General features: G+C 66.9%; 12 protein-coding genes. 7 read left to right on the plus strand and 5 right to left on the minus strand.

What is annotated here, in order from left to right; genetic code table 11:
* Positions 1-5: 5 nt before the first annotated feature.
* Positions 6-1,598 carry a DNA-3-methyladenine glycosylase 2 family protein gene (locus ASC78_RS06185; RefSeq protein WP_055797978.1) on the minus strand — a complete coding sequence of 531 codons (1,593 nt, stop codon included), beginning with the start codon at positions 1,596-1,598 and terminating at the stop codon, positions 6-8.
* Between the two features lie 112 nt (positions 1,599-1,710).
* On the opposite strand from ASC78_RS06185, the gene ASC78_RS06190 reads away from it, so the two are divergent.
* The 3 genes from ASC78_RS06190 (at position 1,711) to ASC78_RS06200 (ending at position 5,180) form a co-directional block, all read left to right on the plus strand.
* Positions 1,711-3,093 carry a phosphomannomutase/phosphoglucomutase gene (locus tag ASC78_RS06190; protein ID WP_055797981.1) on the plus strand — a complete coding sequence of 461 codons (1,383 nt, stop codon included), beginning with the start codon at positions 1,711-1,713 and terminating at the stop codon, positions 3,091-3,093.
* Between the two features lie 5 nt (positions 3,094-3,098).
* Positions 3,099-4,475: a 3-deoxy-D-manno-octulosonic acid transferase gene (locus ASC78_RS06195; protein ID WP_055797984.1), complete on the plus strand. Its 1,377-nt coding sequence runs from the start codon at positions 3,099-3,101 to the stop codon at positions 4,473-4,475.
* Positions 4,476-4,604: 129 nt separating this feature from the next.
* Positions 4,605-5,180, plus strand: a complete 576-nt coding sequence (locus ASC78_RS06200; RefSeq protein ID WP_157634394.1) for a hypothetical protein — start codon at positions 4,605-4,607, stop codon at positions 5,178-5,180.
* 42 nt (positions 5,181-5,222) lie between these two features.
* On the opposite strand, the gene ASC78_RS06205 is transcribed toward ASC78_RS06200, so the two are convergent.
* Genes ASC78_RS06205 through ASC78_RS06220 form a run of 4 tightly spaced genes read right to left on the minus strand, consistent with a single transcriptional unit; the run spans position 5,223 to position 8,570 of the window.
* Complete coding sequence (locus ASC78_RS06205) at positions 5,223-6,749, minus strand: TolC family outer membrane protein (RefSeq protein WP_055797990.1); 1,527 nt, start codon at positions 6,747-6,749, stop codon at positions 5,223-5,225.
* Positions 6,750-6,771: 22 nt separating this feature from the next.
* On the minus strand, positions 6,772-7,110 hold the full coding sequence (locus tag ASC78_RS06210) for a rhodanese-like domain-containing protein (RefSeq protein ID WP_055797993.1): 339 nt from the start codon (positions 7,108-7,110) through the stop codon (positions 6,772-6,774).
* A gap of 14 nt (positions 7,111-7,124) precedes the next feature.
* A complete protein-coding gene (locus tag ASC78_RS06215) occupies positions 7,125-7,802 on the minus strand; it encodes a protein-L-isoaspartate O-methyltransferase family protein (protein WP_055797996.1) in 678 nt (225 codons plus the stop codon).
* A gap of 42 nt (positions 7,803-7,844) precedes the next feature.
* On the minus strand, positions 7,845-8,570 hold the full coding sequence (locus ASC78_RS06220; RefSeq protein ID WP_157634395.1) for a TetR/AcrR family transcriptional regulator: 726 nt from the start codon (positions 8,568-8,570) through the stop codon (positions 7,845-7,847).
* A gap of 102 nt (positions 8,571-8,672) precedes the next feature.
* Here ASC78_RS06220 and msrA point away from each other — a divergent pair, with 102 nt between their 5' ends.
* The 4 genes from msrA to ASC78_RS06240 all read left to right on the plus strand — a co-directional run bounded on the left by msrA (position 8,673) and on the right by ASC78_RS06240 (position 12,869).
* Positions 8,673-9,224, plus strand: coding sequence for a peptide-methionine (S)-S-oxide reductase MsrA (gene msrA / locus ASC78_RS06225; RefSeq protein WP_055798000.1), 552 nt, complete (start codon positions 8,673-8,675; stop codon positions 9,222-9,224).
* 23 nt (positions 9,225-9,247) lie between these two features.
* The gene (locus ASC78_RS06230) at positions 9,248-9,664 is read left to right on the plus strand and encodes a hypothetical protein (RefSeq protein WP_055798003.1); all 417 of its coding nucleotides are present in this window, start codon (positions 9,248-9,250) and stop codon (positions 9,662-9,664) included.
* Between the two features lie 81 nt (positions 9,665-9,745).
* Entirely contained in the window at positions 9,746-11,848 is a 2,103-nt protein-coding gene (locus tag ASC78_RS06235; RefSeq protein ID WP_055798005.1) for a TonB-dependent receptor, read from the plus strand.
* 70 nt (positions 11,849-11,918) lie between these two features.
* Positions 11,919-12,869 (plus strand): AEC family transporter, encoded by a 951-nt coding sequence (locus ASC78_RS06240; RefSeq protein WP_055798008.1) that lies wholly within the window; start codon positions 11,919-11,921, stop codon positions 12,867-12,869.
* Positions 12,870-12,945 lie beyond the last annotated feature (76 nt).

A 12,945-nucleotide genomic window follows, 5' to 3' on the forward strand; every position in this document is an offset into this window, starting at 1 on the left:
ACATTTCAGGCGGAGACGCCTGCCGTGGTGAGGTTGTTGAAGGAAGCTTCTGCGGCGGTGGACGCGACCGAAGCAATAGGCGACGGCGCATGCCAGGCACGCAGCACCGCATAGCCGCGCCAGGGCCGCCATGCCTGCGATGCCTCGCTGGCCGCGCGCGCGGTGGTCACGCCCAATGCCTTCTGCAGCGCGACGTCGCCCGCGGGAAACGCATCGGGCCAGCGCAGTGCGCGCATCGCGATGTACTGCGCGGTCCACGCGCCGATGCCGGGGAGTTCCTGCAGCGCCGCGATGGTCGATGGCACGTCGGCACCCGCATGCAGCGCCAGCTTGCCGGCAGCGACTTCGCGGGCAATGGCCTGCAATGCGGCCTGCCGCTGCCGCACGATGCCTAGCTGCCCGAGTGCATTGCCGCTTGCCGCGGCGAGTGCCGCGGGCGTGGGGAACAAGCGGTCCAGGCCTTCGATGGGCGTGGCGATCGGCTCGCCGAATGCCTCGACCAGCCGCGAACCCAGCGTGCGCGCCGCGGCCACCGTGATCTGCTGGCCCAGCACCGCGCGCACCGCAAGCTCGAAGCCGTCGACCGTGCCCGGCACGCGCAGCCCGTCGCCGTGCGGAAAAGCCTCGTGCAGCGCGGCGTTGATGGCCATCGGCTCGGCATCGAGATCGAGCATTGCGCGTGCGCGGCTGATCACGATCGGCAGTACCGCGGCGAGCGAATCGCTCACCGAGAGCAGCATCTGCTCGCGCTCCATGTCGAAGCGCAGTTGCAGCCAGCCAGCGTGCGTCTGTCCGCCTTGCTGTACGCGCAGCGTGCGGGCCAGGCGAACATATGTCGGCGTGCTGCCCTTGACGGGCACCTTGCCGTCGGCCGTGCTTGCAACCTCGACACCGCGCAGCGCGCGCCGTGCAAAGAAGCCGAGCATCGCGTCCGCGTCGTAAGGCGGACGAAAGCCCAGCCGCACCTCGATGGCCTTGCCTTCGCCGCCCTCGGCACCGCCAGCGCGCCGCAGCGCACTGGGGTTGAGGCCGTAATGCTCCACGAAGGCCGCATTGAAGCGCCGCACGCTCGCAAAGCCGCTGGCCAGTGCGACCTGGGTCATCGGCAGCCGGGTGTCGGCAATCAGCTGCTTGGCGGCCAGCAGGCGGCGCGTCTGCAGATACTGCAACGGGGACACGCCGAACTGCGCCTCGAAGATGCGCCTAAGGTGCCGGTCGCTCACGCCGAGCCGCGCCGCGATCTGCGCCGCGCCGGGGCCTTCTTCGGCCCATGCATCGGGTTCGTCGATGAGCCGCGCGGCCTGCAAGGCGAGGATGCGCGAGGCGTCTTCGGTCGACCAGCTTGCCGCGCGGGGCGCGAGTTCGGGCCGGCAGCGCAGGCAGGGGCGAAAGCCCTCGGCCTCTGCCTGTGCCGCATGGCGAAAGAACCTGCAGTTCTCGCGCCGCGGCAGCTTCACACGGCAGACCGGCCGGCAATAGATGCCGGTGGAGGTCACCGCGGTGAAGAAGGAGCCGTCGAAGCGCGCGTCATGCGTCTTCATCGCCAGGTAGCAGGCGTCGCTCTCGAGCGCTTCGGTGAAGGCATGAGTGATAGGCATGGGCAAATGATAAGGTTTCGAGTCGTTTCAACTGGCCGTTTTCGGACATGTGGGCGCTGGAACGCTTGCCTACAATGGCCCGGTCTCCAGAACCAACAGGGAATGCCTCTTCATGCAACTCAGCGCATCGATATTCAAGGCCTATGACATCCGAGGCGTGGTGCCCGTCACGCTCGATGCAGAGGTCGCAGAAGCGCTCGGCCGGGCTTTCGGCAGCGCCGCCCGCGCGGCCGGTGAAAAGACCGTGGCCGTGGGCCGCGATGGCCGCCTTTCGGGCCCCGCGCTCGTCGAGGCATTGATCGACGGCCTGGTCGCCACCGGTATCGAAGTGATCGACGTGGGTGCGGTCACCACGCCCATGCTCTACTTTGCGGCCCACACGCTGTGCTCGAGCGGCATTCAGGTCACGGGCAGCCACAACCCCAAGGACTACAACGGCTTCAAGATGGTGCTGGCGGGGCGTGCCATCTACGGCGACGAGATCCAGGGCCTGCGAAAGGTGATGGAAGAAGGCACAGCGAAGCTCGCACCCGGCGGCAGCGTGCGCAAGGTCGACGTGACCGATGCCTACGTGCAGCGCATCGTCGGCGACATCAAGCTGGCGCGACCGCTCAAGATCGTGGTCGATTCGGGCAACGGCATCGCGGGCGCCACGGCACCCGCCATCTTTCGTGCCATTGGCTGCGAAGTGACCGAGCTGTTCAGCGAAGTCGACGGCGACTTTCCCAATCACCACCCCGACCCGAGCAAGCCCGAGAACCTCAAGGACTTGATGGCTGCGCTGGCCACGGGCGATGCCGAACTGGGCCTGGCCTTCGACGGCGACGGCGACCGCCTGGGCATCGTTACCAAGGACGGCCAGAACATCTTCCCCGACCGCCAGATGCAGCTGTTTGCACAGGACGTGCTCTCGCGCGTGCCCGGCGGCACCATCGTCTACGACGTGAAGTGCTCGCAGCGCCTGGCGCCGGCCATCGAGGCCGCGGGCGGCAAGCCGATGATCTTCAAGACCGGCCATTCGCTCATCAAGGCCAAGATGAAGGAAATCGATTCGCCGCTCGGCGGAGAGATGAGCGGCCACATCTTCTTCAAGGAGCGCTGGTACGGCTTCGACGATGGCACCTACGCCGGCTGCCGCCTGCTCGAGATATTGAGCAAGACGCCGAACGCGAGCGACACGCTCAACGCGCTGCCCACGAGCTTCTCGACCCCCGAACTCAACGTGAAGTGCGCCGAAGGCGAACCGCACGTGGTGGTCGACCAACTCGTTGCCGGCGCGAGCTTCGCGGCACCCGCGGTGGTCTCGACCATCGACGGCCTGCGCGTTGACTGGCCGGACGGCTTCGGGCTCATCCGCGCTTCCAACACCACGCCGGTGCTGGTGCTGCGCTTCGAGGGCCAGACCGATGCGGCCCTGAAGCGCATCGAAGCCGAAATGCTCGCGCTCCTTCGAACCGTCAAAGCCGACGCGACGCTGGCCGAAGCGTCGCACTGAGCCCCGTGCGTTCGCTGCTGCTGCGCCTCTATGGCGCCTTCACCACCGCCGTGCAACCGCTGGTTCGCCGCAAGCTGCGGCGCCGCGCGGAAGCCGAGCCCGGCTACGCCGTGGCCGTCGAGGAGCGCTTCGGCCACTACGACGATGCCGTCACCGGCGAAGGCCAGTGCTGGGTGCACGCGGTTTCGCTCGGCGAAACGCGCGCCGCCGCCATCCTGATCGCGGAGCTGCGCAGGCAATATCCGGGCATCCCGATCCTGCTCACGCATGGCACGGCCACCGGCCGCGAAGAGGGCGCCAAGCTGCTCGAACCCGGCGATACGCAGGTCTGGCAGCCGTGGGACACGCCGGGGGCCGTGGCGCGTTTTCTCGACCGCTTCCAGCCGCGCATCGGCGTGCTGATGGAAACCGAAGTCTGGCCCGAGATGGCCGCGGCCTGTGCCGAGCGCCGCATTCCGCTGGTGCTGGCCAATGCGCGGCTCAACGAAAAATCGCTGGCTGCGGCCGAGCGCCTGGGCTGGCTCGCGCGGCCCGCGTACTCGGCGCTGGCCGCCGTATGGGCGCAGACCGAAGCCGATGCGCACCGGCTGGTGTCGCTCGGCGCCAAGGTGGCCGGCATCTACGGCAACCTCAAGTTCGACGCCTCGCCCGATGCGCGCCAGCTCACCGCGGCCGTGGCGCTGCGCGAGCGCTTGCCGCGTCCGATGGTGGTGCTCGCGAGCTCGCGCGACGGTGAGGAGCGCATGCTGCTCGACGTGCTCAAGCGCTTTGGCGCCACCTCGCCCGTGCCGCCCGAGCAGGGTGCCGTTCGTTCGATTGCCAAGCGTGTGCACGACGTGCAATGGATGATCGTGCCGCGCCATCCGCAGCGCTTCGACGAAGTGGCCGCGCTGATCGAATCGCAGGGCTTCGCGGTGGCGCGCCGCAGCGCCGCTGGCGAGCCGGCCGAAGCCGAGATCTGGCTGGGCGATTCGCTCGGCGAAATGGCCCTTTACTACGGCCTGGCCGACGTCGCGCTGCTCGGCGGAAGCTTCGAGCCGCTGGGCGGTCAAAACCTCATCGAGCCCGCCGCATGCGGCTGTCCCGTGGTCATGGGCTCATCGACCTTCAATTTTGCCGAGGCGGCGCAGCTGTCGCTCGCGGCCGGTGCCTCCTTGCGCGTCGAGAACATGGAGCAGGCCGTGACCGCGGCGCTCAAGCTGGTCGAGAACCCCGAGCGCCGCGCCGCCATGGCGGAGGCCGCATTGGCTTTCTCGTCGTCGAACCGCGGTGCGGCCGAACGCACGGCTGCGGCGGTTCTGGCCATTGCACAGGCCGCCGATCCCGTCGTCACCGAACGCGCGCCCCTGGACGATTCCAGAGCAGAGCCAACGCTGGAGTGACCTGACAATAGTTAAAAATTCACGATTGTTTCGCCCAAGGAAAAGAGGCGATGACTTCGTGAAATAAACCCACTGCCGTGAAGGCACTCCTCCCACAATGCGACATCGTCATTGTTCAGGAGGGCGACAGTGGAGAAAAAGATCATTGCGGGTGGCGGTCCGACAGCATCTGGAAGGCGCTTGCCCTTTCTTCGCAGCGGCGCCAGAGGGCCCATCGCCGCGGCGCTGCTCGGGTGCTTCCTGAACTCTCTGGCGCTGGCGCAGGAAGGGCGGGAGGCGGGCACGCTGCAGCGACTGGCGGCTCAATCCGGCCTCGGCACGTGTCTGAATGCTGTGCGCAGTGCTGGGCCTTTACTCACGGGCCCGGAGGGCTCTTACGCGGTCCTTTCAATGAGCCATCCGGTGGCCCCCGATGCCAGCGCCTGGACCGTGGCGATAGAGCGTGCCCGTGAGGACGTTTCCGATCTGGTGTCGGCCACCTTCGCTCCCACGATTCGGGGCGGCTGCGACGTCGTCTACGAAGTCGTCCAGCTATGGCGCATGTCATGCCAGGACTACGCACTGAAGGCCGGGTCCGCAATCGGCAGCGTTCCCGTCATCGGACTGCGCGTCGGAGTGCTGGCGGCAAGCCCGACAAGTCATGTGTACTTGATGCGCACGCCCGGCGGGTGCACCAGCGTCACGAGGGAATACCTGTTTCTCTGAGCGAGCCGCGCAGATCCGGCGGCTTGCGCGCTTCGCGGCGTTCTAGCGCGCTGGCGGATTCAGAATGACTGGCGGCGGCGGTGCCGTAGGCATGACCGGCGCCGGCGGGTTGAATGGCGGCACCAGCACTGGCGGCACGACCGGAATACTGGGCGGCGTGACCGGCACGGCCTGCGGGCGCTCGCCAAGCGACGGCGCTGGCGTGCTCCCGTTTTTCGCGAGCGTCGCATTGATCGCGTTCATGTCTTCAACGGTGAGCGTGCCATTGGCCTGGCGCAGCTTCAGGTTGCCGAGCAGCACGTTGTAGCGCGCCTGCGCAAGATCGCGCTTGGTCTGGAACAGCTGGCTCTGCGAATTGAGCACGTCGATGTTGATGCGCACGCCCACCTGGTAGCCGAGCCGGTTGGCATCGAGCGCGCTCTGGCTCGAGGCCTCGGCCGCTTCGAGCGCCTTCACCTGGCCCGCGCCGGAAACAAGCCCGAGGTAGGCCGCACGCGTGGCCTGCGCCACGCTGCGGCGGGTGCCTTCGAGCACGCTGCGCGACTGGTCTTCGAGCGCGAGCGTTTCCTTGATGCGGTTCTCGGTGGCAAAACCCGCGAACAGCGGCAGGTTGAACACCACGCCCACCGAGGCAGCGTTGATGCGCGTGCCCACGGTGCTGGTGGCGGTCCCTTGGGGGTTGCGCGTGATGTTGTATCCCAGGTTGGCATCGAGCGTGGGCTTGTGGCCGGCCTCGGCCTTGCGTATTTCGAGGCCCGCCACGTCGAGGCCGAGCCGGGCCTGGCGAATGGAGGGATGCACGTCATCGGCCTGCGCGACCCAGGCTTCGATGTTGGCCGGCATGGCGGTGGGCAGCACCACCGGCTGTGCCAGCGGCACAGGCACGCTGCCGGGGCGGCCGACCAGCTGGTCGAGCACCACCTTCTTCACCTGCAGGTCGTTCTCGGCGGCAATCTCCTGCGCAATGACGAGGTCGTAGCGCGCTTGGGCTTCGCGCGTGTCGGTGATGGTGGAAGTGCCGACCTCGAAATTGCGCTTGGCCGATGCGAGCTGCTCTGCCACGGCCACCTTTTGCGCGCGCACCAGCGTCAGGCTGTCCTGGCTTGCGAGCACGTCGAAGTACGCCTGGCTCACGCGCACGATCAGGTCCTGCTCGGCCGCGGTGAGCACCGCTTCGGCGATCTCGGCCTGGCGCTTGCCCTGCTCGTAGGTGGCCCAGTTGGCAGGCCGGTAGAGCGGCTGCGTGGCGTTGACGCCGACGTTCTGCGTGGTGAAGTCGCGCGGCGTGCTTGTTCCGCGGCCGGCGCCGGTGAGCGTGTCGATGTCTAGCGCGTTGCGGGTCGCGCCGGCTGTGAGCCCCACGGCGGGAAGGATTCCGGCCTTGGCCTGCGCGGCGCGCGCCACGGTTGCGTCGTATTGGGCACGCGCACCTTGGTAGGTGGCGTCGAAGCCGCGTGCGGATTCGTAGAGTTCGTTCAGTGTCTGGCCTTGGGCCGGCAGTGCGAGCAGGGTGGCAAAGAGACTTGCGAGCGCTGCGGAGAGAGGCAAAAGCCTGGGCCTGGAAGGCATTGAACGTCCTTGGGAGAAAGAATCAGTAGCGCGGCACGGCGGGGTCGTGCTGTGCGGACCAGGCGTCGATGCCGCCGGCCACGTTGGCCACCTCGGCAAAGCCGTTCTGGCTCAGGAAGGCCGCCACGCGTTGGCTGCGCGCGCCGTGATGGCACAGGCACGCAACGCGCTGGCCTTCGTCGAGTTCCGAAAGCCGCGCCGGAATTTCGTTCATCGGAATGGCGACCAGCGTGAAGCCCTGCGGAGTGACGCTGGCCGTCTGCAGTTCCCAGGGTTCGCGCACGTCGAGCAGCACGGGCGCCGCGCCGGGGTTCTGCGCAAACCAGGCGGCCAGGTCGGTGGGGCGGACTTGATCGATCATGCGGTGGTGCCCGATCAGAACGAGAAGCGCGAAGGCTCGGGGAAATTGAGCAGCCGCGGTGCCACGGTGTCCCACGGCTGGATGGTGTCCCACTTGCTTTCGCTGGTGCGGGTGACGAAGTGGGCGCGCATCATCGGTTCGTCGCCCACGATGGCGGCAAGGCGGCCACCCACCTTCAGCGAGCCGATCAGGTTCTGCGGAATGCGCGCCACGGAGCCGCTGAGCACGATCACGTCGAAGCTCGGGCCGCTTGGCAGCGGCACGGCGCCGTCGGCATTGCGCACCTCGACATTGGCCACGCCGTTCTGGCGCAGCGTTTCGGCGGCGCGGGCGGCCAGTACGGGGTCGATTTCCAGCGACAGCACCTGGGCCGCGCGATGGGCGAGCAGGGCGGCCATGAAGCCCGATCCGGTGCCGATCTCGAGCACCGACTCGTGCTTTTGCACGTGCAGGTCTTGCAGTATGCGCGCCTCGACCTTGGGCGAGAGCATCACCTGGCCGGGAACGGAGCCGTCGCCCAGCGGAAGCTCCATGTCGAAAAAGGACAGCGTGCGATGCTCGGGCGGCACGTAGTCTTCGCGCCGGATGCTGGCCAGGAGGTCGAGGATTTCCAGGTCGAGCACATCCCAGGGCCGGATCTGCTGCTCGATCATGTTGAAGCGCAAGCGCTCGAGGGTGGGGGTCGGGTTCATTGGAGGGCTTTACCTTGTGGGACTCAGGACAAACCTTCAATTTTAGGTGGCCCGGCCCGCGCCGGTGGAAGGCTCGCCTGGCGTTTGCGCGTCCTGCCGCTGTTCCGGCCGCCGCGTGAGGCCGTAAAGCACGGTCTCTGCCTGCGTCGCAAGGTATTTTTCGGGGTCGAGCGAGGCCTGCCCGTCGACGCAGATCATGGCCGAGTGCTTCCACAGCATGAGGAACATCATGGGCGCCACCACCGCGTAGATGGCGTGATCGATGTCGACCGGCGCGAACTCGCCGCGGTCGATGCCGCGCTGCAGGATGCGCCGCAGCAGCACGTGGCCCGGCCGGACCACCTCCTGGCGGTAGAACTCGGCCAGGTCGGGAAAATTGGTCCCTTCGCTCATCATGAGCTTGGTCAGGCCCGAGGCCTTGGTCATGCCGACCCGTTCCCACCAGACGCGCATGCAGTAGCGCAGCATGTCGGCGGTGGTGCCCTCGAAGGCCTCGAACTCGTCGTTCCACTCGGAGAACCGGCCGCTGAGGTTCTCGACCACCACGGCCTTGAAGAGCTCTTCCTTGCTCGGAAAGTAAAGAAAGAGGGTGCCCTTGGAGACCCCCGCGCGGGCCGCGACTTCTTCGGCGCGGGTGGCTGCAAAGCCTTTCTCGACGAAGAGATCGAGCGCCGCCGCCAGCAGTTCGCCGGGGCGCGCCTCCTTGCGGCGCTCGCGTTTGGAGCGCACCGGGCAGAGCTTGTCGACAAAGGAACGGGGGGTGGGCATGAGATTAATGACTCGCGGGTTAGTAATGTAGTGACCAGCATCCGGCCCGTCAAGCCGCGACAATATCGGGTTCGCCTTTTTTCCACCTGCCGGAGCAGCCCCATGTCTTCTTCACCGTCGCCCACCGAAACCGTCGTGCTCGGCGGCGGCTGCTTCTGGTGCACCGAGGCCGTGTTCGACCGTGTGCAGGGCGTGGTGGACGTCGAATCGGGCTATTGCAACGGCCAGACGGTGAATCCTAGCTATGAGCAGGTCTGCACCGGCCGAACCGGGCATGTGGAAGTGGTGAAGGTCGAATTCGACCCGGCCGTCATCAGCCTGCGCGAAATTCTCGAGATTTTCTTCGTGGTGCACGATCCGACCACCTTGAACCGCCAGGGCAACGACGCCGGCACGCAATACCGCAGCGGCATTTATGTGACGAGCGACGCGCAGAAGCAGGTGGCGCAAGACGTCATCCGCGAAATCGAGGCGAGCAAGACCTACGCTTCGCCGATCGTGACCGAGGTGGCGCCGCTCGCCAACTACTCGGCGGCCGAGGCCTACCACCAGGACTATTTTTTGAACAACCCGAACCAGGGCTACTGCGCATTCGTGGTGGGTCCCAAGGTCGAGAAGTTCCAGAAGACCTTCGCGTCCCGGGTCAAGGGCTGATCGTTCTGCAGGCCCCGCGTTCCGTGCACTTTGCCCCCTGCCCAACCTATCGCCGCTCGATCCTGTCGACGCGCGCGATTGCTGTCGCGCTGGTGGTTGCGCTGTGGTTCGCAGGCACGCTGGGACTCATGCACCGGACGCTGCACGTGCCCGGCCTGGCGCATGCCGAAGCGACTGCCCAGGCATCGGCACAAGCCGTTCACCCCGATGGGGCGCACGAGCATGCGGTCCCGCGCGGCATAGGCGACCTGTTCAGCGGCCACTCCGATGCCGAATGCCGGCTGTACGACCAGCTGTCGCACGGCTCGGGCGCATTGGGCGTTCCCACGGTGGTGCTGCCGGTGCTGCTGCCGTCGGCCACCTTTGCCTATCTGCAGGGCGAGGCCATCGCCCGTTGGGTTGCGCTGTTCGACGCGCGCGGCCCGCCTTCCACTCGCTGAATCTTCCCTGTGTTCCGGTTGCTGCACCCGCGCCTTTGCGGGTGGCGGCAGATCGTCCCTTGATTCAACGAGTGCTCATTCATGATTCCCAATTTCCGTCGCAACGCCATTGGCGCTGCTGTTCTTTCGCTCGCCTCTTTTGCGAGCATGGCCCAAGCCCAGCCGGCACCCCAGGCGCAACCTGCCGACGCGGCCGCGGCCAGCCTGCCCGAGATCGCCGTCACCGGCAATCCGCTGGGTGCCAGCGAGCTGATCGCACCCACCACCACGCTGTCGGGCGACAAACTGTTGATGCGCTCCGAATCGACGCTGGGCGAAACGCTCAACAACCTGCCTGGGGTAAGCAGCAGCTACTTCGGCCCCAACGCGAGCCGGCCGATCATCCGCGGCCAGGACGGCGACCGCATCCGCATCCTGCAGAACGGCGGCGGCGCCCCTGACGCTTCGGCGTTGAGCTACGACCATGCCGTGCCGGTGGACGCGCTGGTCACCGACCGGATTGAAGTGCTGCGCGGGCCTTCGGCGCTGCAGTACGGCGGCAGCGCGGTGGGCGGCGTGGTCAACGTGATCGACAACCGCATTCCCACCGAGCCCATCAACGGTTTCGGCGGCCGTGCCGACCTGGGCTTTTCAACCGGTAGCAAGGAGAAGAGCGGCGGCGTGGTGCTCGAAGGCGGCAATGACCGCTTCGCGCTGCACGTCGATGCGTTCAACCGTGACGCCAAGGACGTCTCGGCGCCCATCGACCTGGAATGCAGCAAGCCCGGGCGCCCCTGGCTGGCGCGCAAGATCTGCAACTCGGCCAACGAGGCGCACGGCGGCGCGGTGGGCGGCACGCTGTTCTTCGACCAGGGCTATATCGGCGCCTCGGCCAGCACCTACCGCAGCAACTACGGCACCGTGGCCGAAGACGATGTGACCATCGGCATGAAGTCCGACCGCTATGCGATCGAAGGCGAATGGCGTCCGGGCGGCATCATCAGCACCGTTCACGTCAAGGCCAGCCACACCAACTACCGCCACACGGAATACGAAGGGGGCGAGGCCGGCACGACGTTCTCCAACATCAGCAACGACCTGCGCATCGAGGCGCGTCACCGCAAGATCGGCAACTTCGAAGGCCTGGTCGGCTTTTCCAGCGAAAGCAACCGCTTTGCCGCCGATGGCGAGGAAGCCTTTGCGCCGCACAGCCGCACCCGCTCCAATGCGCTGTTCATGTATGAAGAACTCGGCACTTCGTGGGGCCGCCTGAGCTTTGGCGCGCGCACCGAGAAGGTCCGCGTCACGTCGCTCGGCTATCCGGACGATCCAACGGTGACGCGCTTTGCCATTGGCGAGCGCACGTTCAACCCGCACAGCGCGGCCCTGGGTGCGCTGGTCAACCTGACGCCGCAATGGCAGCTCACGTCGAACCTCGCCTACACCGAGCGGGCGCCGAAAGATTACGAACTGCTCGCCAACGGGCCGCACGTGGCAACGGCCGCCTGGGAGGTCGGCAATCCCGACCTGCAGAAAGAAAAGTCGACCGGCTTCGATGTCGGCGCGCAATGGAAGTCGGGCGCCAACACGGCTCGCGTCAACGCTTACGTTACGCAGTTTCGCAACTACATCGGCCTGACGGCTTCGGGCCGCACACTCGATGAAGAAGGCCAGGTGGTGACCGACCCCGCGGCGACCGACACGCTGGCCGAGTACCTCTACAGCGGCGTGCGCGCGCGCTTCACCGGCATCGAAGCCAGCGGCAACCTGCGCCTCCTGGGCACCGAAGGATTCGCGCGCATGGCCGATGCCTCGACGCTCGATCTGGAGTGGCGCGGCGACGTGGTGCGTGCAAAGAACCTCGACACTGGCGAGCCGCTGCCGCGCATCGCGCCGTTCCGCGCGGGCGCGACGTTGGCATATGGCAATGGCCCATGGAGCGCGCGCTTCGGCTTCGACTACAACGCGGCGCAGCGCCATGTGCCGAGCGTCGGCGCGCGGGAGACCGATGCCTACACGCTGTGGAACGCGTCGATTTCCTATCGCATGAAGGTGCAGCGCGCCAACCTCACCTGGTATGCGCGCGTCGACAACATCACCAACAAGCTGGCCTACAGCCCGACTTCGATCCTGACGACGACGGTGTACCCGAATGCGCCGCTGCCGGGGCGTTCGCTGAAGGTCGGCCTGCGCGTGACGTTCTAAAGGCGCTGGACCTGCTCCTTCCGTCCTCGCGGGGCGGAAGGAGGGGCAGGCAAGAGGCTATCCTCGGCGGGTGAATTCGTTCGTCATCTCGTCGCTGCTTCCCGTCGTCTTTCTCATTGCCGTGGGCTACCTGGCCGGCCGGCGCCGCTGGATCGGCGGCAACGCCGTGAAGGATCTGTCCAACCTGATCTTCCTCTTGCTCGCGCCGGCACTGCTGTTTCGCGCCATGAGCACGGTGCACGTGCAGGAGCTGAGCCTGAAGCCGGTGGCGGCGTACTTCATTGCCTCGGGCCTGCTGTTCGCGGCCACGCTGGCGCTGCGCGGCTTCAACCGCACGGCGGCCGTCATTGCGCTGGCCAACACCTACAGCAATACCGTGATGATCGGCATCGTGCTGGTCGGCCTTGCCTATGGCGAGCAGGGCATGGTGGTGCTGCTCACGCTGATCTCTCTGCACTCGCTGGTGCTCTTGACCAGCGCCACGGTGGTGCTGGAACTGGCCGTGGCGCGCGAGCATGCGGCGGTGAGCGGCCAAGCGAAGCGCCCCATGGCGCGCACCGTGATGCGGGCGCTCCGCAACGCCATCATCCACCCGGTGCCGCTGCCGATCATCGCGGGGCTGCTGTTCGCGCAGACGGGGCTCACGATGCCCGAATCCATCGACAAGCCGATCATGCTGCTCGGCCAGGCCTTCGGTCCCGTCGCGCTCGTGATGGTGGGCATCACGCTCGCGCTGACGCCCATCGGCCGGCACTGGCGCGGCGCCATGGTGCAGTCGCTGGTGAAGAACCTGCTGCATCCGCTGCTGGTGGCGGGCATCGGCTGGCTGCTGGGCGTGCGCGGCATTCCGCTCACCGTGATGGTGGTGGCGGCGGCGTTGCCCATTGGCGCCAACGTCTTTCTCTTTTCGCAGCGCTACCGCACGGCCGAAGACCTGGTCACGGCCAGCGTCGCGATGTCGACAGTGCTCGCGCTGGCCACGCTGACCCTGGTGATGACCCTGGTGCAGTGGCTTCCCTGAATTTTTCATAAGCCTTTAGCTCTACCGACGCGCCGACCGCGTGCAACGGCGGGCGCCTATGCCGTTCGGCAGGGTG

This window comes from Variovorax sp. Root318D1, assembly GCF_001424835.1.
In the GTDB taxonomy this organism is placed as follows: Bacteria; Pseudomonadota; Gammaproteobacteria; order Burkholderiales; family Burkholderiaceae_C; genus Variovorax.